21 protein-coding genes and 2 pseudogenes are annotated in these 24335 nt (G+C 58.6%); 12 read left to right on the top strand and 11 right to left on the bottom strand.

The genetic code is table 11. From position 1 onward, the window contains the following. Window positions 1-423 precede the first annotated feature (423 nt). From DV711_RS19835 to DV711_RS15545, 7 genes and pseudogenes are all read left to right on the top strand, one after another. Window positions 424-906 (top strand): annotated as a pseudogene (locus DV711_RS19835) (NAD(P)-dependent oxidoreductase); the annotation flags it as partial. Beyond that, window positions 883-1305: an NAD-binding protein gene (locus DV711_RS19830; RefSeq protein ID WP_341537599.1), complete on the top strand. Its 423-nt coding sequence runs from the start codon at window positions 883-885 to the stop codon at window positions 1303-1305. The pseudogene DV711_RS19835 and the gene DV711_RS19830, both read left to right, overlap by 24 nt. Before the next feature lies 1 nt (window position 1306). Further along, complete coding sequence (locus DV711_RS15565; RefSeq protein ID WP_114696637.1) at window positions 1307-2848, top strand: aldehyde dehydrogenase family protein; 1542 nt, start codon at window positions 1307-1309, stop codon at window positions 2846-2848. A gap of 87 nt (window positions 2849-2935) precedes the next feature. Further along, complete coding sequence (epsC, locus tag DV711_RS15560; protein WP_114696636.1) at window positions 2936-3733, top strand: serine O-acetyltransferase EpsC; 798 nt, start codon at window positions 2936-2938, stop codon at window positions 3731-3733. Then, entirely contained in the window at window positions 3730-4635 is a 906-nt protein-coding gene (locus DV711_RS15555; protein ID WP_114696635.1) for a VOC family protein, read from the top strand. Before epsC ends, DV711_RS15555 begins: the two co-directional genes overlap by 4 nt. 34 nt (window positions 4636-4669) lie before the next feature. Continuing rightward, window positions 4670-5851, top strand: a complete 1182-nt coding sequence (locus tag DV711_RS15550) for a M20 aminoacylase family protein (protein WP_341537598.1) — start codon at window positions 4670-4672, stop codon at window positions 5849-5851. Window positions 5852-5867: 16 nt separating this feature from the next. Further along, entirely contained in the window at window positions 5868-6797 is a 930-nt protein-coding gene (locus DV711_RS15545) for a LysR family transcriptional regulator (protein ID WP_243633844.1), read from the top strand. Between the two features lie 16 nt (window positions 6798-6813). Here the strand turns inward: DV711_RS15545 and DV711_RS15540 are convergent, their stop codons facing one another. From DV711_RS15540 to DV711_RS15520, 5 genes and pseudogenes are all read right to left on the bottom strand, one after another. Further along, window positions 6814-7956: a GGDEF domain-containing protein gene (locus tag DV711_RS15540; protein WP_114696634.1), complete on the bottom strand. Its 1143-nt coding sequence runs from the start codon at window positions 7954-7956 to the stop codon at window positions 6814-6816. A 96-nt stretch (window positions 7957-8052) separates the two neighbouring features. Then, a pseudogene (locus DV711_RS19825) lies at window positions 8053-8658 on the bottom strand (methyl-accepting chemotaxis protein); the annotation flags it as partial. A gap of 1240 nt (window positions 8659-9898) precedes the next feature. Next, on the bottom strand, window positions 9899-10693 hold the full coding sequence (locus DV711_RS15530; protein WP_114696632.1) for a dioxygenase family protein: 795 nt from the start codon (window positions 10691-10693) through the stop codon (window positions 9899-9901). Then, on the bottom strand, window positions 10690-11631 hold the full coding sequence (locus tag DV711_RS15525) for a glutathione S-transferase family protein (protein ID WP_114696631.1): 942 nt from the start codon (window positions 11629-11631) through the stop codon (window positions 10690-10692). Before DV711_RS15525 ends, DV711_RS15530 begins: the two co-directional genes overlap by 4 nt. Before the next feature lie 75 nt (window positions 11632-11706). Beyond that, window positions 11707-12138, bottom strand: a complete 432-nt coding sequence (locus DV711_RS15520) for a DoxX family protein (RefSeq protein ID WP_114696630.1) — start codon at window positions 12136-12138, stop codon at window positions 11707-11709. Between the two features lie 118 nt (window positions 12139-12256). On the opposite strand from DV711_RS15520, the gene DV711_RS15515 reads away from it, so the two are divergent. Continuing rightward, window positions 12257-13138, top strand: a complete 882-nt coding sequence (locus DV711_RS15515) for a LysR family transcriptional regulator (RefSeq protein ID WP_114696629.1) — start codon at window positions 12257-12259, stop codon at window positions 13136-13138. Window positions 13139-13148: 10 nt separating this feature from the next. Here the strand turns inward: DV711_RS15515 and DV711_RS15510 are convergent, their stop codons facing one another. From DV711_RS15510 to ada, 3 genes are all read right to left on the bottom strand, one after another. Further along, window positions 13149-13775, bottom strand: coding sequence for a LysE family translocator (locus DV711_RS15510; protein WP_243633843.1), 627 nt, complete (start codon window positions 13773-13775; stop codon window positions 13149-13151). A 61-nt stretch (window positions 13776-13836) separates the two neighbouring features. Next, a complete protein-coding gene (locus tag DV711_RS15505) occupies window positions 13837-14373 on the bottom strand; it encodes a BPSL1445 family SYLF domain-containing lipoprotein (RefSeq protein ID WP_114696628.1) in 537 nt (178 codons plus the stop codon). Between the two features lie 69 nt (window positions 14374-14442). Beyond that, window positions 14443-15507 (bottom strand): bifunctional DNA-binding transcriptional regulator/O6-methylguanine-DNA methyltransferase Ada, encoded by a 1065-nt coding sequence (gene ada / locus DV711_RS15500; protein ID WP_114696627.1) that lies wholly within the window; start codon window positions 15505-15507, stop codon window positions 14443-14445. Window positions 15508-15727: 220 nt separating this feature from the next. Here ada and DV711_RS15495 point away from each other — a divergent pair, with 220 nt between their 5' ends. Then, window positions 15728-16663: a DMT family transporter gene (locus DV711_RS15495; protein ID WP_207802654.1), complete on the top strand. Its 936-nt coding sequence runs from the start codon at window positions 15728-15730 to the stop codon at window positions 16661-16663. Window positions 16664-16694: 31 nt separating this feature from the next. Here the strand turns inward: DV711_RS15495 and DV711_RS15490 are convergent, their stop codons facing one another. Continuing rightward, window positions 16695-17624, bottom strand: a complete 930-nt coding sequence (locus tag DV711_RS15490) for a hypothetical protein (RefSeq protein WP_114696626.1) — start codon at window positions 17622-17624, stop codon at window positions 16695-16697. A 541-nt stretch (window positions 17625-18165) separates the two neighbouring features. Here DV711_RS15490 and katG point away from each other — a divergent pair. Beyond that, complete coding sequence (katG, locus tag DV711_RS15485) at window positions 18166-20373, top strand: catalase/peroxidase HPI (RefSeq protein ID WP_114696625.1); 2208 nt, start codon at window positions 18166-18168, stop codon at window positions 20371-20373. A 111-nt stretch (window positions 20374-20484) separates the two neighbouring features. Here the strand turns inward: katG and ettA are convergent, their stop codons facing one another. Further along, window positions 20485-22143 (bottom strand): energy-dependent translational throttle protein EttA, encoded by a 1659-nt coding sequence (ettA, locus tag DV711_RS15480; protein ID WP_114696624.1) that lies wholly within the window; start codon window positions 22141-22143, stop codon window positions 20485-20487. 231 nt (window positions 22144-22374) lie between these two features. Beyond that, window positions 22375-23124 (bottom strand): TSUP family transporter, encoded by a 750-nt coding sequence (locus DV711_RS15475; protein ID WP_114696797.1) that lies wholly within the window; start codon window positions 23122-23124, stop codon window positions 22375-22377. 160 nt (window positions 23125-23284) lie between these two features. Here DV711_RS15475 and gmk point away from each other — a divergent pair, with 160 nt between their 5' ends. Further along, window positions 23285-23899: a guanylate kinase gene (gmk, locus tag DV711_RS15470; protein WP_114696623.1), complete on the top strand. Its 615-nt coding sequence runs from the start codon at window positions 23285-23287 to the stop codon at window positions 23897-23899. A gap of 108 nt (window positions 23900-24007) precedes the next feature. Then, window positions 24008-24265, top strand: a complete 258-nt coding sequence (gene rpoZ, locus DV711_RS15465; RefSeq protein WP_114696622.1) for a DNA-directed RNA polymerase subunit omega — start codon at window positions 24008-24010, stop codon at window positions 24263-24265. The last annotated feature ends 70 nt before the right edge of the window (window positions 24266-24335 follow it).

Here is a 24335-nt window from a genome sequence, read left to right as displayed (position 1 = left end):
TTCAAGGACGGATGAATCTCCGACAAGCAACAGCGACAGACCAAAATAGTGATTAGTCACTTACTGCCAAAGACAGATATTGCGGGAGATCAACCTGCACTTTCCTAAAGGTGCTAATCGAGAGTACTAAGATATTTGTTGCTAAGATTTTTTTTCGCGTTGCCAATTTCGCAACGCCGATTTCGATAATCAGTCAGCTCAGTTCAATTCAGAACTCACTTCAATTAAAGCCTGATCAGTAACTCACCCATCCGTGGTTTTCGGTCTGCTGTGTATGCACCCAAAAGCTGCTGACTTTCTTTTTGTTGCCTAAATTAGAACAACAAAGAAATTTTAAAGACATTCTTCCGAACAAAGAGATCGGCAACAATCGACTCAAAGCCATGTGCTCAACAATAAACAGATCCAAACACGCAGAGGCGAAAAATGGTGAAACAGAGAATTGGCGTTATCGGCCTGGGAAGTATGGGTAATGGCATGTGCCAATCCCTGCTGCGGGGCGGTTTTGAGGTATTCGGCACCGATCTAGGTGTCCCCCAGCGACAGGCGGCCGAAGCGATCGGTGTCACCCTGGTCGACAGCATCGCGCAGCTGTGTCAGCAGACCGAGATCATTCTGCTGTCGCTGCCCACCGCCCAGCACGTCAAGCAAGTGATTGTCGGTGACGATGGCATTTTGCAGTCCGCCCAACCATCGACCCTGGTGATCGACACCTCCACTTCCGAGCCGGACGTCACCCGAGGGCTGGCCGAGCAACTGGCCAGTCAGGGGCACGCCCTGCTGGATGCGCCGGTCAGCGGCGGCCCGTCCGGGGCAGCCGCCGGCACCATGGTGATGGTGATCGGCGGTAAGGAAGCGGACCTGCAGAGAGCGATGCCGTTTATCGAGGCCCTGAGCGCCAAGGCCGTTCACCTTGGCCCCTCCGGCAGCGGCCATGCCGCCAAGCTGATCAACAACCTGCTGTGCGCCGCCCATCTGGTCACCACCGCCGAAGCCGTCGCACTGGGACAAAAAGCCGGGCTGGATCCGGCCAAACTGCTGGAAGGCCTGAACGCCGGCTCCGGCCGCAGCGCGGTCAGCGAAGTGAACTTCCCCCGCTGGATCCTCAATAACGGCTTCGATTCGGGCTTTACGATGCAGCTGATGCGCAAAGATGTACGCCTGGCCGAAAAGCTGTGTCGCGATCTGGAACTGGAGCTGCCGCTGTCCGAGCAGGTCGCCAAGATCTGGGCCGCCAGTGAACCGACGATCCCCGATCAAGACGACTTTAACTGCATCGTCAAAACCACCGGACTGGAGACCTGAGATGACTTTTACCGTGACCCATAACGGCGAGCAGCAGGTCGCCGGACTACTCAATGAACTGCTCGGCTGCGACACCGAATTCGGCAGCTGGATCAACGGCGAACTGGTCGCCGGTGAAGGCGAGACGATCGAGTTGATCAACCCGGCCACCGGCCAGGCCTTTATGAGCTACCGCGATGCCGGCGAAGCCCGCGTCGCGATGGCCGCCGATGCCGCCAAGCTGGCACAAGCCAAGTGGTGGGCGATGAGTGCCAGCGCCCGGGCCCGAGTCCTGTGGCAATGCAGCCATCAGGTGAGCCAGGCTGCCGAACCACTGGCCCGCCTCGAGTCCGTCTCTGCCGGCAAGCCGATCCGTGATTGCCGGGTCGAAGTGGCCAAGGTCGCTGAGATGTTCGAGTACTACGCCGGCTGGTGCGACAAGCTGACCGGTCAGGTGATACCGGTCCCCACTAGCCACATGAACTACACCCGCCACGAACCCTACGGTGTGGTCACCCAGATCACCCCCTGGAATGCGCCGGTCTTCACCGGCGGCTGGCAGATCGCACCGGCCATCTGTGCCGGGAACGGCGTGCTGCTCAAGCCCTCGGAGCTGACCCCGCTGAGCACCACGGTGCTGGTCAAACTGATCGAGCAAGCCGGTGTCCCCAAGGGGTTGGTCAATGTGATCAATGGCCTGGGACACACCACCGGTGCCGCGGCGATTGCCAATCCAGCCACCGCCAAGGTGGTGTTCGTCGGTTCGCCACAGACCGGTGGCCGGATCGCGGCTGCCGCCGCCCAGCGCGTCATCCCCTGCGTGCTGGAGCTGGGCGGCAAGTCGGCCAATATCGTGTTTGACGATGCCGATCTCGACCGCGCCGTGGTCGGAGCTCAGGCCGCGGTGTTCGCCGCCGCCGGTCAGAGCTGCGTATCCGGCTCAAGACTGTTGGTGCAGCGCAGCTGTTACGACCAGGTGGTCGAGCGGGTCGCCGGGGCGTGCGCCAAGTTGCCGGTCGGCTTGCCCTGGATGGAGCAGACCATGATTGGGCCGATCAACAACGCCAAACAGTTCGATCATGTCCGCAACCTGGTCACCGATGGCATCGCCGAAGGCGCCCAGGTCGCCGCTGGCGGTCAGCGGGCCGAGGTAGGTCAGGGCGAGCAGGGCTATTTCTATCAGCCCACCGTACTGGCGGGTGTCGATAACCAGATGCGGGTCGCCCAGGAGGAGATCTTCGGACCGGTGCTATCGGTGATCCCGTTCGACGACGAGGATCAGGCGGTGGCGATCGCCAACGACAGTCGCTTTGGACTCGGCGGTGCGGTCTGGACCACCGATGTGGGTCGCGCCCACCGACTGGCGGCGCAGGTCAACGCCGGCACCTTCTGGGTCAACAGCTACAAGGCGATCAATGTGATGTCGCCGTTCGGCGGCTTTGGCGAGAGCGGCTATGGACGCTCCAGCGGTTATGAAGGTTTGCTGGAGTACACCCGTACCAAGAGCGTCTGGGTCGAAACGGCCCGGCAAGCCGCAGTGCAGTTCGGCTACTCGATCGAATAATCCGCAAGCACAAGATGACAGCCCTATCCGTTTTTACAAACGGCTCTTTCCCGGCCTTCGGGCCGGGCTTTTTAGGAGACCTGTTCGATGGATGACTATCGGCGTGAGATCGACCTGGGTCGACTCTGGAGCACCATTCATGAAGAAGCCCGGCGAGACGCGCAACAGTTTCCGCTGCTGGCCGACTTCTACCAGCAACAACTGCTGCAGCACGATAATTTCGGCGCCTCGCTGGCGTATATTCTGGCCACCAAGCTAAGTGACGATCCCTTCCGGATCGACGCCTGGCATGCACAGTTCAGCCAGTTGATGGATTCGGACCCGACGATCGAAGCGGCGGCGTTGAAAGACCTGTGCTGCCAGTTGCAGAGCAATGCTTCGATCAAGGATCACTACACCCCGCTGCTCCACTTCGGCGGCTATCAGGCACTGCAGGCCCACCGACTGGCCCACGCCTGCTGGCAGCGCGGTGATCAGCCGCTGGCCAACTATATTCAGGGACGGGTGGTGTCGCTCTACGGCGTCGATATTCATCCCGCCGCCCGAATCGGCGCCGGCATCTTTATCGATCATGCGGTCGGGATCGTGATCGGTGAAACCGCCGTGATCGAAGATGAGGTCACCATCTTCCAGAGCGTGACCCTGGGCGGTACCGGCAAGGGGCAAGGCGATCGGCATCCGAAAATACGTCGCGGCGCCTTTATCGGTTCCGGCGCACTGGTACTGGGCAATATCGAGATCGGCGCCGAGGCCAAGGTTGCCGCCGGTGCGGTGGTGGTCAAACCGGTGGCAGCTAATCAGACCGTGGTCGGCAGCGCCGCGCGATTGATCGGCGCGGCCAAATTGGACGCAAGCAGCGCAGAAAACAAAGGCAACAGAGTATGAAAAATCATCTGGGTATCGATCATCCGCTGGTCGCCGTGCGCGATATGGACCAGACCAGCCGCAATTTCGAACGGCTCGGGTTCTTTATCAATCCCCGCCACCACCACCCCTGGGGCACCGACAACCACCTGCTGATGTTTCCGGATAACTTTATCGAGCTGATCAGCATTTACGATGCCGACAAACTGGATCTGAAGAATGACCGAGGTTTTGCCTTCGGACGCTTTATCAGCGACTCGATCGAGCGCCGAGAGGGGATTTCCCTGGTGGCGCTGCATAGCGAAGATGCCCGCGCCGACCATCAACTGATGGAGCAACGCGGCGTCGATAACCACGGCATCGTCGATTTTCGCCGGGTAGCCCATCGCCCCGACGGTAGCGAAGAGGAGGCGGTGGTGTCGCTGGTAATGCTGATCAACCCGCAGTTCCCGGCCATCTCCCACTTCTTCTGCCACCAGCACAAGCCCCATCTGGTCTGGGTCAAAGAGTGGATGGACCACCCCAACGGCGCCAACGGCATCACCCGGGTCAGCTATGTCGCCGCCGACCCCGAGCAGCTTCGGCCCCGTTTTATCGGCATCTACGGCGACGCGGCGGTCAGCACCACCGAGCAGGGACTGCAGGTGCAGACCGACCGGGGGCTGTTCGAAGTACTCAGCCTGGAGCAGGCCAAACAGCGCTTTGACGGTGTCGATCTGGACCTCGACGATACCGAGCTGCCCACCGGAGTGGCGATCCGGGTCAGTACCGCGACCCCGGAAAAAGCAGAAGCTCTTCTACGGCAAAATGGGGTAGAGTTCGTGGCTACCCACGATGGCGGCTTACGAATTCCGGCTCACTACGCCGGCAACACCATTATTGAGATCTACCCCGATAACGAAGAGCCGAACCCTTTACCCTGATTTTTGTGCCAACGCGGGCTCAAAGGAGATCAACGTGTTACCGATCCAACCCAACAGCGAACTTCATCAGCAGATGCAGCAATGGCGTCGCGACCTGCACGCCCACCCGGAAACCGCTTATGAAGAGCACCGAACCGCCGCCAAAGTGGCCGAACTGCTGCGTGAATTCGGGCTGGAGGTCCACACCGGTCTGGCGGTTACCGGCGTGGTCGGTGTGCTGCGAGGACGGCAGCCGGGGCAGAAGTCGGTTGCCCTGCGAGCCGATATGGACGCACTCAATCTGCAGGAGCTGAATACCTTCGATCACTGCTCCACCCACCCGGGCAAGATGCACGGTTGCGGCCATGACGGCCACACCACCATGCTGCTCGGCGCCGCCAAGCACCTGGCCGAAAATCCGGACTTTGCCGGTACCCTGGTGTTTATCTTCCAGCCGGCCGAAGAGGGTCGAGCCGGCGCCAAGAAGATGTGCGAAGAGGGTCTGTTTGACAAATTCCCGGTCGATGCGGTCTACGGCATGCACAACTGGCCCGGCCTCGACGCCGGTTACTTTGCGGTCCACAACGGTCCGGTGATGGCGTCGATGGCGGTGTTCGACATCGATATCGTCGGCCAGGGTGCCCACGGTGGTATGCCGCATCTGGGGGTCGATCCGGTACCGGTCGCGGCCCAGCTGATCAGCGCGCTGCAAAGCATCGTCGCCCGTGGTCTGAACCCGCTCGACAGCGGCGTGGTCAGCGTCACCCGGATGCATGGTGGCGATGCCTACAACGTGATCCCCGAGTCGATCCGACTGTCGGGCACCTGCCGGGCGTTCTCCGCCGAGATGCAGGATCACCTGGAAGCCGAGATGCAGCGTCGGGTGGAACATATCTGCGCCGCCCACGGCGCCAACGGTACCCTGGACTACCGCCGCGGTTACCCGGCCACGATCAACGATCCGGAGCATGCCCAGCGCTGCGCCGAGGTCACCGGCGCGCTGGTGGGTGAAGCCAAGGTCAAACGGTGCGAACCACCCAGCATGGGGGCCGAGGACTTCTCCTTCATGCTCGAACAGCGCCCCGGCGCCTATATCTGGATCGGCAACGGCAGCAGCGAAGGCGGTCGGGGACTGCACAACCCCCACTACGACTTTAACGATGAGATCCTGCCGCTGGGGGCCAGCTACTGGGTCAATCTGGCCCAAGCCTGCCTGACTCCGGACAGCAGCGACTGAGTCCTGGTTTACGGCGATGACCCACAAAGACCTGATCGCGGGAATCAACGAGAAGCGGATCAAGTACCTGTTTGAAGCGGTTCAGATGGGTACCGTGCGGGCCGCCGCCGATAAGCTCAATGTGGCCCCGTCGGCGGTCAGCCGCCAGATCTCACTGCTGGAGGAGGAGCTGGCCGCCACCCTGATCGAGCGCCATCGCAAGGGGGTCAAGGTGACCCCGGCAGGTGAGATCGTGCTGCGTTACTACCGCGAATCGCTGTCTCATCAGGAGGGCTGCCTGTCGCAGCTCAACGCCCTTCGTGGCCTCAAGAGCGGTCATATCGATCTGGCGGTCGGCGAAGGCTTTGTCGGCGACCTGATGTCCGAACCGCTACCCGAGTTCAACCGCCGTTACCCCGAGCTGTCGGTATCGGTCACCATGGGCGGTACCAATGACGTGATCCGCCGGGTTGAAGAGGATCAGGCCCATATCGGACTGCTGTTTCACCCTCCCAGCCATCCGGCGATTCGAACCCAAGCCAAGAGCTGCCAGCCGTTGTGCGTGATCGTGCCGCCGCAGCACCCGTTGCAGGCGCTGCAACGCCCGGTCAGCCTGGAGGAGACGCTGGCGTATCCGCTGGCATTGCAGGAAGGTAATTTCGGTATCCGTCAGCTGTTGTCGATCGTCGAGTTTAAGGAGCGAATCCGACTCAATCCTAGCGTCACCACCAACTCGATCGCGGTGATGAAGAACTTTGTCCGCTCCGAGATGGGCGTGACCTTCCTGCCCGCCTTTGTGGTAGCCCGAGAGATCGCCGACGGCCAGCTCTGCGCGGTGCCGATCGACCATCCGATCCTGGCATCCGGCGAAGCCCATATGATTACCCGGCTCGGCCGTCAGCTACCCGAAGGCCCGAAGCAGTTGCTGCAGCACCTGACCCACTGGATGCGCGCGTTCAGCGTCTAACCAACGGCCATCGGCCTCAAGCCGAATCAGCCTCCGCAGCCAGAGGTGCAACGACCACCACCCGGTTGCGGCCCTGCTCCTTGGCTTGATACAGACAACGGTCGGCGACCTTGTACAACTCCCGGGAACGACAGTTGAGTTCCGGGGTCAGCAGAGCCACACCGATACTGACGGTCACCTGAATCCTCTCCCCGGCGCTGTCGATCGACTGCCGGGATATCTGCAGATTGACGCCATCGGCCAACTGTTCAACCACTGCCAGGGAGGGTTCGGACATCAACACGGCGAACTCCTCACCGCCGATGCGCGCCACGATATCGGTATCCCGCCGAAAGCTGTTCTTGAGGGTGTTGGCCACCTGCTGAATGACCTTATCCCCGGTCGGATGGCCATAGCGGTCATTGATCTGCTTGAAATGGTCAATATCGATCAGTAGCAGCGCCAGGGATTTGCCGTTGCGCAGGTGCGATTTCCAATACAGGTTCAGCGCATCATCGAAGTAACGGCGGTTGTAGATGTCGGTGAGGGTATCCATCTGGGTCAGCTTTTCCAGCATCCCCCGCTGCTCACACCGCTCCTGATACTCGCCGTTGAGCAGTTTGATATGCATGTAGGTGAAAGCGCCGTAGAGGAAGATCAACAACCCCTCATGCAGGTGTTCCGCGTCGGTCAAGATAGCGGTCAGGATCGCCGGCACCGTGATCACCAGCAGATAGGCATTGGCCAGTGCCCGTTTGGGCGAGAAGGTCACGATGCCGCCGCTGATCAACGCAAAAACCACCATCAGCAGATAGGTAAACGCATGCTCGTGTTCATCATGATCGCTATGGAGCATCTCCAGCGCCATCAGCCCGCCGTAAATCGCAGCCGGAGCCAGGGCATTGAATCCGAATATCCAATGCCAAACGCGGGGCCGATAGGCCAGCAACCGGTTGGAGTAGTGATAACTGAGCAGGCGGACGCAACCCAGTCCGGTCAGCACCAGCAACACCCCCCAGAACAGGCCCGGCTCCTCATGCAACAGATGACCCGCCCAGCCGATAATGGCCCAGGCGACTAGGTAGACATAGACCCCATTGAGCGAGCGCCGCTCCAGCTCCTGTTCCAGCACAGGAACCGGTGCGGTCGTGTCAGGAAGGTGCGAGACCTGGGATGCCATCGAACATCAAGCCGCACTGACCGTCGTGAACGGCAATCTCGGCCGCCTCCTGCTGGTCCATCTGGTTGAAACAGATCCCATAGCCAATACCGGGGCTCAGCTCGCCTGTAGCCGGAACTGTCGAATCTGCGATTGCAACTGCTGCGCCAGCTGCGACAGCTCCTCGCTGGTGGCCGTCAGTTGCTTGCTGCCCTCGCCGTTTTCCATCGCCATGGTGGCGATCTCGTTGATATTACGGCTGACATCCTCGGCCACCGCTTTCTGCTCTTCGGCGGCGGAAGCGATCTGGGTGTTCATATCCGAAATCGCACCGACGGCGCTTTGGACCTGATCCAGCGCTGCGGTGACTTGCTCGGATTGGACCAACACCTGCTCGGCCTGCTCGGTGCCCTGGCGCATGGCGCCCACCGACTGATTGGCACTGGCCTGGACCCGGACAATCATATTTTCGATCTCGGCAGCCGACTCCTGGGTGCTCTTAGCCAACGAACGGACTTCGTCGGCAACCACGGCAAAGCCCCGGCCCTGCTCACCGGCACGGGCTGCCTCGATCGCAGCATTGAGCGCCAGCAGATTGGTCTGGTCGGCGATCCCCTTGATCACATCCAGAATACTGCTGATCTCGGTGGCGCCCTGCTCCAGATCACCGATCACCGACATCGTATCCTGCAGCTGTTGCGCCAGGCTCTGCACCCCCTCGACCGTCTGACCCACCAGGGCACTGCTTTGCGATACCTGGTTGGTGGCTTCGTTGGCCGCATCGGCAGCATCCGTGGTATTACGCGCCACCTCTTCCACCGCCGAGCTCATCTCGGTGATCGCAGTGGCAACCTGATCGGTGCTCTGATGTTGAGAGCTGAGGTTCTGGTTGGTCTGCTCGGTGACGGCGGCCAACTCCTGCGACGAGGAAGCCACGTGCTCGCCGCCAACCTGAATCCCCTCGATCAGGGTTTTCAGGTTGATCAACATCGTACCCAGGGCGCCGTAGACGCCCAGAGCGTTGGCCTTGTCCGGCGCCTCCATGGTTAGATCCCCATCGGCGATGCTCTGGGCGATCTGGTTCAGTGCCCGCGGCTCGTGCCCGATTTCGCGCCAGATATCTCTGACGATCACCAGCGACAGAATGATTCCCAATAGGATCGAACCCACGGCGATACTGATCAGTGTCGTCAGCGCGCTCTGCTCATGGGCCAAGGCTTCACGCGCCGCGTGCTCGGTAAACTGGCCGATCTCGTGGACCAGCTCTTCGAGCTGATGAACCAACGCCTCTTCTTGCTGAACCATCTGATCCACCACCGCAAGCATCTGCTCCGGCTTGTTGTCCTTAAACAACCCGATCGCCCGTTGCATCTGGCTGGTGAACTGCGCGTATCCGCCGCTGATCTCGCCGATACTGGCCAGCACCTGCTTGAACTCGCTCAGCTCTTCGGCGCTATGGGCCTGCCGAACCGCAAGGTTTGCCAGCTGTTCGGCCTCGGACAGCTCCTGCTTTACCTTGGCCCCCAGCTTATCGATGTAGCTGAGCTCCTTGTCGATCCGATCACCGGAACCCGTACCGGCTTGTGCCTGCTCGAAGTATCGCAGCACCCGTTCGAAATGGACCGCTTGCTGCAGCTGATGCTCGCTGACGGCGGTCAGCTTCTCCGTCAACGGCACGTCCAGTTCGGCAATGCCTTCAAGCTCTTTGCCGATACTGCTCATCGTTATCAGGGAATAGCCTACACAGAGGCAGAGAAGGAGTAACAGTAGGATAGAATTCGCCAAAATCTTCGATTTCAACGACAGCGTTCGAAGTAACTGCATGGTCTCACCCTGATTACAACGCGCTCTTGTTGGCGCTATCACCTGAGAATAGGCCAGAACTGCATAATCGGGTAAAAGTCGTAGGAAAAATTCCTAGAAACCTGAATTCAAATCAAATTGAGTTAAAGCAGATCGATGATCAATTGTCCTCTGAACGCTGCCACAGGTAGCTGGTCATCGAAATCGCACGATGCTCAATGGCGCTATCCAGCGTTTCTAAATGGTCCTGTTGCGTGGTCGCCCCCAGCGCGATCAACAACGGCAGGTAGTGCTCGGGAGTCGGGTGGGCACGTTCGAAATCCGGGCTGTGGCGGGCTGGATTCTGTAACGCGATCAGCTCCCGCTCCCGAACCTGCTCACCCACCCAGCCCTGGAAGCGCTCGGCATAGTCGGCGGCTACAGCAGCGTTGAAACGTATATCCCTCAGGTTATGGGTCAGCCCGCCCGACGCGATAATGGCCACCCCTTGCTGCCGCAGCGCTGCCAACGCCTGCCCCAGCTGCAGCAGCTGCGCCGGGCTGTGATCCACGTTGAGCGACAACGGCAGTACCGGCAGATCGGCGTCGGGCCGAAGGTGCATCAGCGGTACCCATACGCCGTGATCCAGCCCGCGCCTTGGGTCGAGCCGAACCTCGACGCCCTGCTGTGCCAATTGGGTTTGAATCTCCGCGGCCAGCACCGGCGCACCGGGTGCCGGATAATTCAGCTGGTACAACGACGACGGAAATCCACCAAAGTCATGGATCGTCTCCGGGTGCTCGGCGGCGCCTAGATAACTGCCACGGGTCATCCAGTGGGGAGAGATCACCAGCAGCGCCTCCAGCTGGTCAAACAGCCCCGATCGCTGCCGCAACAGCCGACCGGCGGTCCCCGGCTCGAGCGCGAACGTCGGCGAGCCGTGGCTGATAAACATCACCGGTGCCAATGGGGTCATACTCCCTCCTTCAGATAACTGAACCAGGGCAGGTGCGGCCCCAGCGGTACGATTCCGGTCGGATTGAGTGCTTGGACCGAGTAGTAACCGGCCTTGATATGGTCGATGCGGGTGTTATCGGCGAACGCCTCAATGGCCAGCAGCCGCTCAAGATAGGCCGATAGCGCCGGATAGTCTTGTATCCGTCGAAGATTGGTCTTGAACAGCCCATGGTAGGCGACATCGAACCGACTCAGGGTCACAAACAGGCGGATATCGCTTTCGGTCAGTTGCTCGCCAACCGCATAGGGGTGCTGGCTGAAGTGCGTTTCCAACCAGTTCAGGGTCTCGAACACCTCAGTAAACGCTTCTTCGTAGGCCTGCTGGCTGGAAGCGAACCCGGCCCGATAGACACCGTTGTTGAAACGGTGATAGATCCGCGCATTGAAGGCGTCGATATCCGGCTCTAGAGCCTTGGGCATCAGATCCAACTCAGATTGATGCCAGGGTCGTAGGTCCTCGTTGAAGATCTTCAGAATATCGGCCGACTCGTTGTTAATGATCCGCTGTCGCTGCCGATCCCACAACAGCGGAATCGTCGCCCGCCCGCTGTAGTGGGGATCGGTGCGGGTATAGAGCTGGTGCAGGTACTGAATATCCTCAAGTTGCGGATCGGTACTGCCGGGAAAATCACCGAAACGCCAACCGTAATCGGTCAGCACCGGATCAACCACCCGGACCGGAACCTGTGACTCCAACCCCAGCAGCGAACGAGCGATCAGGGTTCGGGTCGCCCAGGGGCAGATATATCCAACATAGAGCGTCAACCGACCGACATAGGCATCCAGATCGGCCTCCAGCCGGCCGGAAAAGGTACTGTTCTGACGGATAAAGCGTCCGTCGGCATCCTGTTGCTGAACCGGTTCCCATCGCTTTTGCCAATGACCATTTACAAGCATTGTTGTCGCCTAATCGTGCGCCCGGCCAAACGGCCGGGGCGTGGATGAATCGATGAATTTCGGTTTATCGAGGGCTCAGGCTGCCTGGGCCTGTCTTGCCGCCAGCTTATTGCCCAGTTTCAGGGCAAAAGCGCCGCGACCCAACAACCCGATCGCCAGCTGGACCAAAGCCCAGAACAACGGATACTCCCAACCGCCCCCCTGATTGCCGAAGGCCCAGCCATTACCGGCATGCGCCCAGGTTGCACCGAGCAGCACCGGGATCAACAGCAGCGAAACCGGCCGCACCGCCACCCCCAGGATCAGGGCCAGCCCACCGACCAGCTCCGCAACAATGGTCAGATAGGCCAGCAGCCCGGGTAAACCGAGACTCTCAAAAAAACCGACGGTACCGGGGATGGTGAAGACGAAAACCTTCATCAGGCCATGGGCGATAAAGAGGGCGCCGGATGTCAGCCGCAGTACCAATGCCGCATAGGACGCGTGATCGGGATGGATGGTGTGCATGGTCTACCTCGTCGTGGTTCTGTGTTGAGATAGGAAAACTATGCGCCCCTAGGGTTTTCCACACAACGATCCATATATAGAATCATTTACTCCATTTTGTTCTTAATTGGCGGTTACTATGGATCTGATCGACGGCTTGAAAGCCTTTGTTGCCACCGCTCAGACCGGCTCTTTCACCCGAGCCGCGGAACGGTTGGGGATCTCCAACCGGCTGACTTCCAAATACGTAGCCGAGCTGGAAACCCGAATCGACACCCGGCTGCTGCAGCGAACCACCCGCCAGGTCAGTCTGACTCCGGCCGGTCAGGACCTGTTGGCCCGAGCCCCGGCGTTGTTGGATGAACTGGAGGATATGCTGGGATCGGTCGCCGAAGATGCCAAGGGACTGAGCGGCTTGCTGCGCATTTCGGCACCGGTAACTTACGGCGAAACCCACCTCCGCCGCCTGCTGAGCCGGTTCTCGAGCCGCCATCCGAACATCATCATCGACCTGCGCCTGAACGATGCCCATGTGGATCTGGCCACCGAAGGCTTCGATCTGGCCTTTCGAATCGGCCAACTGGAATCGGCGTCATTAAAGTATCGTCAGCTGGGACAGGTTAGAAACCTGCTGGTTGCCTCGCCGGATTACCTGCAGCGATACCCGACACCACAAAACCCGGCAGACCTGCAGCATCACCGTTGCATCGTCGACACCAATACTCGCGGTGATCCACGCTGGTCGTTCCAACAGAATGGGGCTGAGTTCACCTTCGCTCCGTCCCGACAGCTGATGGTCAACAGTGCCCGGGTGGCCCGTGACTGGGCGCTGGATGGAATAGGTGTTGCCCTCTGTCCAGACTTCGTACTGCAACAGTCATTGGCCGACGGAAGCCTGGTGCCGCTGCTGGAAGAGTTCCAGACCCGGCAACGCCCGATCTGCGCGGTTTACCTGTCCGGCAGCGTGTTATCGAGAAAGGTGCGGGCGCTGATCGATTTTGCGGTGGAGGAATTTGAGTAGCTGACTTCCATCACCGCGACAACGCAGAGCGAATCAGCCCCATCCCGGCGAAGGCAAACAGCCCGGCGACCGCACCACTGATCCAACGTTTGCAGTACTGATACGCTCGCATCATCCCCTCCATGGAGAACAGCACCGAATACAACGCATTAGCCAGAAACCCGACGACAATGCAGACCGTCGTCGCGGCCGCGATGGCCCAAAAGCCGTCATCAGGATTAAGACCGATGGAGAGCGCTGCCATCCAAGCCACCACCGACTTGGGATTGGAGACATTGAGCAGCAACCCTTTGATAAACCATTTTTGTTGGTGGACAACGACTGGTCCACCGGGAGCTTGCGTCCAGGCCGAACGAGCGGATAGATAAGCCAGCCATAACAGGTACAGCCCGCCGACCACTTTAAGCGCAGACAGCAGATAGATCGAACTCTGCAGGATGGCTCCCATTCCACTCGCCGCAATCAGTCCCCAGAAGATCAGACCGCATGACAAGCCCGCTCCATAGACCAGGCTGGCTGTACGCCCATGGCTCATCGCAATGGTTGCATTGGAAAGCGTTGCCGGCCCGGGAGAGACGGCCACAATAAAGAAGGCCAGCCCAGTGGCCAGCAATGCCCCCAGATCGATTTCGGACACGTCATAGCCTCCTGCTACACAATCATCCGGTTTGTATCAACGCCATCGCAGGCTACGTCGGTTACTTGTTTAACCGGGTAATCTTGCTGCCTTCCAGCGACAGGTTATACATCAACCCCTTGTTGGAGAAGATAAAACCGATGATCGGGTCCTTGATATTGTTGGAATCGATCTCGCCACCGGCCCCTAAGGTGACCAGCGCGACACTCCCGTCAACGCCCGCCTTCCAGCCTTCACTGCGCTTAAACTGGTTCAGCGAATCCTGGGTCATAAACAGAATGATCTGCGACTTGATCTGGGCGCCCAACTGAAACCCGATCGAGGCTGCGGCGATGTTGTAATAGCCGGTGGTTTTACCGGCTTCGATCAGCTTACCTTCGCCATATTCCCCACCGATACCGACACCGGCCTTGATCACCTCGGGAAACACCAGCATGCCTCGAGATTTCTGCACCAGCTCTTTACCGGCAGAGGAGTGTTCATAGAAGGCGGTCAGGGCAGCCTTCGTCTTGGCATCGATCTCTGCCTTAGAGGCAGCCGTTGCGGGCCCAGCCATAAAGGTACACAGCAAAACAGCAAATGCGACCAGCGTTCTCATAACTCACCTGCTCTATCTGACATGTTATCCCGCTAGCATAGACCCTAATCCCTGTTAAACGCTATCGCCCTAACTCCGGTTCCGCTCACGCTCGCTATCCAACAACGCCCGCTTGCGCGCCAACCCCCAGCGATACCCCCCCAGACTGCCATCCCCGCGCAACACCCGGTGGCAAGGGATCAACACGCCGATGCGGTTTTTACCGCAGGCCGAAGCCACCGCGCGAACCGCTTTGGGTTGATCGATCTGTTTGGCCACCTCGCCGTAACTGAGCACATCGCCCTCTTTGATACTGAGCAGAAACTGCCATACCCGCATCTGGAACGCGGTACCGCGGATATCCAGCGGCAGCTCCGGTCGGGGGGCGCCCTGACCGATATGCTGGTCCAAGGCATCCATCCAGTGGTCCAGATCCGGACTGTGCTGCGCCTGCGATGGGATTAAATTGGCATTGGGGAACTCCGCTTGCAGCTGTGCCAGCAGCGTCGGCTCATCCTCGCCGAACTGGACGAAACAAACCCCCTTCTCCGTCGCCGCCATCATCATCGGCCCCAAGGCCGAAGCGCGGCAGGCGTAACTGATCGACTCGCCACGCCCACCGGCACGATAGGCTTTGGGGGTCATCCCGATGTTGCGGGTTGCTTCGCCATAGACACGACTGATCGAACCGAATCCGGCCCCGTAGATCGCTTCGGTAACCCCCTCTCCCCGCTGTAACGAGTGCTTAAAATGTCGCATTCGCACCGCATCCTGATAAGCCTTGGGCGATACCCCAAAGGCCTGCTTGAAGATCCGCTGCAACCGGGAGGGAGAAAGTCCAGCCAATTCGGCCAGCTCGGCAAGGGTCAGACGCTCGTCGGCATGGGCTTCAATATGACGGGCAAGCTCAACCAGCCGGGTAATTCTAGGCGAGTCCTCACCGGGCTGGCAGCGTTTGCAGGGCCGATAACCGGCCACCATCGCCGCTTCTATGGTAGCGAAGAAGCACAGGTTCTCGGGTTTTGCCGCTCGAGACCGGCACGACGGCCGACAGAACACGCCGGTGGTCATCACGCCATAGTAGAACCGGCCATCCTGAGACTCGTCTCGGGCGGCGATTGCGGCTCGCATCTGTTGTTCTGTGGGCATCAGCATGGCATCTGCTTCAATCAATGGATGGTTGTACTATAAAGCCTGAGTTGAGATCGCGCCGCCATCCGTTTATTGCTGTGAAATATCACGTAGGTTGTCCATCTACCCAGCAAACCCACTTAAGCTTCGAGACTAAAATCGCTGCAAGATTCGGATGTTTTGCTGAGCCCCCGATGGTTAAGCTTCTCTCCAACAGTCCTCAACCGCAGCTAAGGAAATCGTCATGGCCAGCGCCTCCAACGAATCGATCAACACCGCCATGGGGGCGCAAGAATGGGCGCTACTTATCCTGCTCTCGGTACTCTGGGGTGGTTCGTTCTTTTTTGTCGGCGTCGCCGTCACCGAGCTACCGCCACTGACCATCGTCACCCTGAGGGTCGCACTGGCGGCAGCAGCACTCTGGGGCATTGCCCTGGCGATGGGACTCCGACCACCGACCAGCGCCAAGGTCTGGCTGGCCTTCGCGGGGATGGGGCTGTTGAATAATGCGATTCCGTTCGCGCTGATCGTCTGGGGCCAGACCCAGATCGCCTCCGGTCTGGCTTCGATCCTGAACGCCACTACGCCGCTGTTCACCGTGGTGGTTGCAGGCCTGCTACTGCCCGACGAGCGGGCTACCCCGCTGAAACTGCTCGGGGTGGCACTGGGTTTTATCGGCGTGGTGGTGATGCTCGGGGTGCCTTCGGATGGTGGTAGCAGCAGTATTCTGGCCCAGCTCGCCATCATCGCTGCCGCGCTATCCTATGCCTTTGCCGGCGTCTACGGTCGCCGCTTCAAGGCGATGGCGATCAACCCCATTCTGGTCGCCGCCGGTCAGGTCAGCGCCTCGACCCTGATCATGATTCCGATGACGTTGATGACCGAAGGTGCCGTCAATCTGACCGCCCCCAGCCTGGAAACCTGGCTGTCGGTCCTCGCCCTGGCGGTACTCTCGACCGCGCTCGCCTATGTGATCTACTTCAAGCTGCTGGCGTCGGCCGGGGCCACCAATCTGCTGCTGGTCACCCTGTTGATCCCCGTCTCGGCGATCCTGCTCGGTTCGCTGTTTCTCAACGAAACCCTGGGACTGGTCCACTTTACCGGCATGGCGCTGATCGCGCTGGGACTGTCCGCGATCGATGGACGGCTTTGGCGGCGCTGGGTAGTTGCCAAAGCCTGAGCCCTTCAAAACGGGTTGTTCAAGTTGAAAGCTAAGGCAGAATTTCACCATTCTCATGGAGACAAGAAATCGAGGAGGTCATAAACTCTTTACGGCCTATACGACAGTTAACGATCTCTGAGTGACTTTCTTTGGGCTTGTTGCCGATATAGATCCCGCTCTGAGGCCAGCTTTTTCTGTGAGGGTTATTGATCATCCCGCTAATGATCACCGGTTTTTCATCAACCCCAAACCCTTCAGCAGTCAATCGACTCCCTTGTAAATGCCAGTTCCCATCCAGTGTTACACCATCACCGCAGTAAAGAGCCCAACGCCCTGACATGGCGTATTCATCACTTTTATTCCAATACCCCGAACAGACTCGAGATCTGGCATCGTCTATTAGAGCGATTAAGCTAGATCTGGCTTTATAGATAGGTTTGCTCCAAAACTCCGCTACGCTGACTTTGTCATCTGCCCGCAAGGTAAAGCGGTGAGCACGCATTGATGAATCGGTATAGAGATGAGCAACTAAATCGATCTTTGTTGCTTTGAAAGAACCTTTGCAGCCTCCCGATTCTCCAGAGATAGCGGCGATATGCCGCCCATCACCTCTAGTTGATTCAAAGCGCCCGTGATATATCTCGTCACGAGACTTGTTCATCTCCGAGTGCATCAAGAACTCCCCTGACGTAGCTCTTAAGAAAAGCAGCCCGGAATCATCGATAACGCCAGAGCTTTCGGGGTTTCCAATGAGGCCAACATGGCCCTGATGAATGAAAAGCAGTGATTTTTGGTTCTCAGCAGGTGTACATGTGTAATTAATTCGGCCGTATCTTTGATACTTGTCTACCAGCGTTCGCTCCGCCAGCCATACACCATCAAAACGATCTGACGAAGTTGCCTTTTCAGGCATCGGCAAAGAGTTGGAGCAACCTGCAACTAATAACGCGAGAATTGGGAGAAAAATAAAGCGATACATCCATGTACCTTGATTTAAATGCGAGGATTCCGAAGCAAATCTAGCAGCATAGATTGTGGCTGGCTACCTTACATGACTTGTTGGCCCTTAAGATTTGAAAAAGGGGCCATTTACAAAAAAGGGCGCCTGAAGCGCCCTTTCTGAGAATCATCGAGCCGATCAGGCGTCGATCTTCTTGTGTTCGACCCGATGCGGGCTAACCGGCTGGCAGCCGGGAGCTGCCTGAAAATGGATCATTATAATCAGTTAGTTAAACAACTTATTTATAAAAACTATAGTAACGCTCAAATCATTTAATTATCACAATCAATCGTGGTGCTTTAACGTTACAAACGTAGTCTTTTCGTGAACGTTAGATTTTATCTCTAAGGCTAGGGAACCTTCGCACAAGTCCTAGCCAGGCTCTGCGAGTAGAGTCCATCCGCAAGCTACGACCGATGGCCATAGCCCTTAACAGCAGGGCTGCCAAGCCTAAACCGTACCCATCATGGCCTGCCAGGACTTGTTCGCAGATTCCCTAAATCAGAATGGGAGCAGCACCATGGAAAACAATAAAACAGCGGGGATGGGCAAATGTCCGGTCATGCATGGCGGTAACACCCGTATGGCCGGCAGCGGCACCAAGAATATGGATTGGTGGCCAAACCAACTGAACCTCAGAATTCTTCATCAGAACGACCGCAAATCAAACCCTCTGGACCAAGGCTTCAATTACGCTGAAGCGTTTCAGAAGCTCGACCTGAACGAAGTCAAACACGCGATCGAAGCGGTGCTGACCGATTCGAAAGACTGGTGGCCGGCCGACTATGGCCACTACGGCCCGTTCATGATTCGGATGGCCTGGCATGCCGCGGGGACCTACCGCACCGCCGATGGTCGTGGCGGAGCCAACACCGGCAATCAACGCTTTGCACCGCTGAACAGTTGGCCCGATAACGGCAACCTCGATAAAGCCCGCCGTCTGCTTTGGCCAGTGAAACAAAAATATGGCAACAGCCTGTCCTGGGCGGACCTGTTTATTCTTGCCGGTAATGTGGCAATCGAGTCGATGGGCTTAAAAACCTTTGGGTTTGGCGGCGGCCGCGAAGATATCTGGGAACCGGAAGAAGACGTTTACTGGGGCACTGAAAACGAATGGCTCGGCGAAAAGCGCTATTCCGGTGAGCGTGACCTGGAGAACCCGCTGGCCGCGGTGCAGATGGGGCTGATCTACGTGAACCCGGAAGGCCCCAATGGCGAGCCCAGTGTGTTGGCATCGGGCCGGGATATTCGCGAAACCTTTGCCCGGATGGGGATGATTGATGAAGAAACCGTTGCCTTGACGGCAGGCGGTCATACCTTCGGCAAAGCCCACGGTGCCGGGGATCCCGCCCTGGTCGGCCCGGAACCGGAAGCGGCAGCGTTGGAAGAGATGGGCTTTGGCTGGAACAACGGTTTCGGCAGTGGCAACGGTGATGACACGACCACCAGCGGCATCGAAGGTGCCTGGACGCCGAATCCGACTCAATGGGATAACGGCTACTTCGATATGCTGTTCGGCTACGACTGGGATCTGGTCAAAAGCCCGGCCGGTGCCTGGCAGTGGGTGCCTGTTGGTGCCGACGACGCGCATCAGGCACCCAAAGCCCACGATGCATCTGAGCGGGTAACGACCATGATGACGACAGCGGATATGTCGATGCGTATGGATCCGGTCTACGGTGAAATCTCCAAACGCTTCCATCAGAATCCCGATCAGTTTGCCGATGCTTTCGCACGGGCCTGGTTCAAACTGACACACCGGGACATGGGGCCGAAATCCCGCTATCTGGGCCCTGAAGTGCCGGATGAAGACTTGATCTGGCAAGACCCCTTGCCGGCACGGGATTATGAGCTGATCGACGCTGCCGATATTGCCGCCTTGAAGCAAACCATCCTCAACTCGGGTCTGACCATTTCCGAACTGGTCTATACCGCCTGGTCCTGCGCTTCGACGTTCCGAGGGTCGGACTATCGCGGCGGCGCAAATGGTGCTCGCATCCGGCTGGCGCCGCAGAAAGGTTGGGAAGTAAACCAGCCGGAAAAACTGCAACAAGTACTCGGCGTCTACGAGGGGATTCAACGGGACTTCAATGCCCAGTCATCCGCCAAAGCGGTGTCGATGGCAGACCTGATTGTTCTTGGTGGCTGCGCCGCGGTCGAAAAAGCCGCCCAGGATGGCGGGATTACTGTCGCGGTCCCCTTCACCCCCGGTCGGGTGGATGCGACCGACGAGCAGACCGACGCCGAGTCCTTTGCGGTGCTGGAACCGATCGCGGATGGTTTCCGCAACTTCCTTAAGAAGGCCTACAGCTACTCAGCCGAAGAGCTGCTGTTGGACAGAGCGCAACTGCTGACCCTGACGGCGCCGGAAATGACCGTTCTTGTTGGCGGCATGCGGGTCCTGAATGCCAACTACGGCGACTCCCAGCACGGCGTGTTGACCGACCGGCCGGAAGTCCTGAGTAACGATTTCTTCCTCAACCTTACCGATATGAAGGTTGAGTGGAAACCAACCTCAGAGAAGGCGGAAGCGTTCGAAGGGCGAGATCGTAGCAGCGGTGAAGTGAAGTGGACAGCGACTCGTGTCGATCTGATTTTTGGATCCAATTCACAATTGCGTGCCCTGGCCGAGGTCTACGCCTGTGATGATGCCAACGTGAAGTTTGTTAACGACTTCGTGGCAGCCTGGACCAAAGTCATGGATGCTGATCGGTTTGAACTGAAATGATCTCGCTCGCTTGGGGCAAAGCGCTTTCTAACCAGTGGAAGTCGGCTTACCCCTCAACGCGGCGAAAAAAAAGGGCGCTTAATGCGCCCTTTTTCGTTCTGCCAAGATCAATTAAGCATCGATCTTCTTGTACTTAACCCGGTGTGGGTTGGTATCGATACCGCGCTTCTCGCAATCCTCTTCGTACTCGGAGTAGTTACCCTCGAAGAAGTAGGCCTTGGAGTCACCCTCGTAAGCCAGGATGTGGGTCGCGATCCGGTCCAGGAACCAACGGTCGTGCGAGATAACCACCGCACAACCCGGGAACGCCAGCAGCGCTTCTTCCAGGGCACGCAGGGTTTCAACGTCGAGATCGTTGGTCGGTTCGTCGAGCAGCAGCACGTTGCCGCCCTCTTTCAGCAGCTTGGCCAGGTGCAGACGGTTGCGCTCACCCCCGGACAGATCCTTAACGAACTTCTGCTGGTCGGAACCCTTGAAGTTGAAGCGGCCGGCGTAGGCACGGGCCGGAACCTGGTAGGTACCGACGGTGATGATGTCCTGACCGTCGGAGATTTCATCAAAAACGGTTTTTGAACCATCAAGCTCACGCATTTGATCAACGTAAGCCAGCTTGACCGTCTCGCCGATCACCACTTCACCGGTGTCCGGCTGCTCCTGACCGCTGATCATCTTGAACAGGGTCGATTTACCGGCACCGTTACCGCCGATCACGCCGACGATGGCGCCCTGCGGGATAACAAAGTTCAGGTCTTCCAGCAGCACCTTGTCGCCGAACTTCTTGCCGACATTTTGCAGCTCGATCACCTTGTCGCCCAGACGCGGTCCCGGCGGAATGTAGATCTCCTGGGTTTCGTTACGCTTCTGGAAGTCTTGCGAGCTCATCTCTTCAAACTGCTTCAGACGAGCCTTGGACTTGGACTGACGACCCTTGGCGCCCTGACGAACCCATTCCAGTTCGGCCTGGACCGACTTACGGTGAGCCGCTTCCTGCTTGGCTTCGATCTCCAGCCGCTTCTCCTTCTGTTCCAGCCAGGAGGAGTAGTTGCCTTCGTACGGAATCCCGTGGCCACGGTCCAGTTCCAGAATCCAGCCGGCGGCGTTGTCGAGGAAGTAACGGTCGTGGGTGATCGCCACCACGGTACCGTTGAAGTCGACCAGGAAGCGCTCCAACCAGGCTACCGACTCGGCATCCAGGTGGTTGGTCGGTTCGTCCAGCAGCAGCATATCCGGCTTGGTCAGCAGCAGACGACACAGCGCCACCCGACGACGCTCACCCCCGGACAGGTGCTCAACCTTGGCATCCCAGGCTGGCAGACGCAGCGCGTCGGCCGCTACTTCCAGCTGGCGCTCCATGTTGTGGGCGTCCATCGACTGGATGATGTTCTCCAGACGGGCCTGCTCGGCAGCCAGCTTGTCAAAATCGGCATCCGGCTCGGCGTAGGCAGCGTAAACCTCGTCCAGCTTGACCAACGCCTCGGTGGCGGCGCTCATCGCCTCCTCAACCACTTCACGGACGGTCTTGGAGTCGTCCATCTGCGGCTCCTGCGGCAGGTAGCCGATATTCAGGTCCGGCTGCGGCCGCGCTTCACCAACGATATCGGTATCGACACCGGCCATGATCCGTAGCAGCGTCGATTTACCGGCACCGTTCAGGCCCAGAACCCCGATCTTGGCACCCGGGAAGAAAGAGAGGGAGATATCCTTGAGGATTTCACGCTTGGGCGGGACGATCTTGCCCACCCGGTTCATCGTATAGACGTATTGAGCCATCGGTCTGTGTTCAACCTGTCAGTTTGAAGCTGGAAATGGGCCCCCGGCATACAGACGGAGGCGATGGAATGGCGGCAATTTTAGCTTATCGCTGCACTAAAAGGCAGGGTAGGACGGCGAACTGGCCTCTTCTCGTCGCCAAGTCGTTACAAAGACAGGGATTGCTCGCTAGCCACGCGGGGCCAAAACGTTTGCAACTACCTCGACGGGCAACATTGAGGCTTCGATTGCTCAGCCCAACAGCAGTTTCAGGCTCATCAAAATACAGATCAGCACCACCAGCGGGCGAATCAAGCCGGCCCCCTTCAGTACGACCAGATGGGCTCCCAGGCGGCCGCCGATCAACTGCCCCAATGCCATCACCAGCCCCAGAGTCCAGGCCACCTGCCCGCCGGCGACAAAGAACAGAAGTGAGGCCAGATTGCTGGTCAGGTTCAACACCTTGGTATGGGCGGTGGCCTTGGTCAGGCCGAACCCCAGCAGACTGACAAACCCCAACGCGAAGAACGAGCCGGTCCCCGGACCGAAGAAGCCATCGTAGAAGCCGATCCCGAAACCGATCGTCAGCGCGAACGCTCGCTCGCTGATCCGCTGTTGCACATCCTCCTCCCCCAGCCGGGGAGAAAAACCGAAATAGAGTGCAATCAGGATCAGCAACACCGGGATCGCACCGGTCAGAAAACTCGGATCCAGCTGCTGAACCAGCAGGGTTCCCAGCGCCGAGCCGACAAAGGTACAGCCGATCATAAACGCGATAGAACGTAGATCGACCAGCCCCCGTCTGACGAAATACCAACTGGCGGACAGGGTGCCGAAGCTGCCCTGCAGCTTATTGGTCGCCAACGCCTGGGCCGGCGTGAGCCCGGCAAACAGCAGCGCAGGCAGCGCGATCATCCCGCCGCCGCCGGCGATCGCGTCGACGAAGCCCGCCAACGCACCGGCAGCGAACAGCAGCAGGATCAGCTCAAGACTCAGTTCCAACGTCGACCCTCCGATGATCAAAGCGCCCAACATAACCCAAGGCCCCATTAACCACACGACTATTTGTCCACCGGGCACTCCGTTTACAGTACAATGCCGCTTTCGCACCGCCGACTGGGGCGGTTTTTCCGTTAAAGCATCGCAAAATCCCGATACTGTTATGGCTAAAGGCTCCCTCTACATCATCTCCGCGCCCTCCGGCGCCGGTAAGACCAGCCTGGTAAAGGCTCTGCTCGAGCAGGACTCTCTGATCTGCGTCTCGGTTTCCAACACCACCCGGGCTGCGCGCCCCGGCGAGGTCGATGGCAAGGATTATCACTTCACCGAACTGGCCGAATTTGATCGTATGATCGCCGCCGGTGATTTCCTCGAGTACGCCGAGGTGTTCACCAACAAATACGGCACCTCCAAACGCTGGGTCGAGCAAACCCTGGAGGAAGGTCGTGATGTGATTCTGGAGATCGATTGGCAAGGTGCCGCCCAGGTCCGGGAGCTGATGCCCGAAGCGGTTTCGGTGTTTATTCTGCCGCCGTCACGCCCGGAGCTTGAACGCCGCCTCAACAACCGCGGCCAGGACTCGGACGAAGTGATCGCCCAACGGATGAGCGAAGCGGTCAGCGAGATGTCTCACTACGATGAATTTGACTATCTGGTGGTTAACGATCAGTTCGAACAGTCGCTGTCCGAGCTGCAGGCCATTTTCGTGGCCCGACGCCAGTTGCTGGCCAGCCAACAGCTTCGTCACGGTGAAATGATCGAGCTGTTGCTTAAATAAGACACTTATTCACCGCTTAGCGCCGTCGATCGCTTGCCAGTCGATGGCGATTTTCTGTACACTGCACGGCTCTTTTTTGAAGCCAGTTGAATTTGCTTGAGGTTGATAATGGCTCGCGTAACCGTTGAAGATTGTCTGGAAAATGTCGAAAACCGTTTCGAACTGATCATGGTTTCGGCTAAGCGCTCGCGCCAGCTGGCTACCGGTGGCAAGGAGCCGAAGGTTGCTTGGGAAAACGACAAGCCCACCGTTGTTGCCCTGCGTGAAATCGCTGAAGGTCTGGTCGACGCCAGCATTCTGGAAGAGCGTCCGGTCGATGTTGAGGAGCTGCTCGAAGAGGCTTCCGAAGCTGTTGAGAGCGAGTAATCAACACCCGCTAAATCCCTGCCGCGCCCGTCGTTCCGCGATCGGGCGCCGAATCGACGAGCAAGCGCCG

The organism is Motiliproteus coralliicola (assembly GCF_003345655.1).
Classification (GTDB): domain Bacteria; phylum Pseudomonadota; class Gammaproteobacteria; order Pseudomonadales; family Balneatricaceae; genus Motiliproteus; species Motiliproteus coralliicola.
Note: the sequence above shows the minus strand (reverse complement) of the source record. Positions and strands in the feature narration are given on the sequence as shown.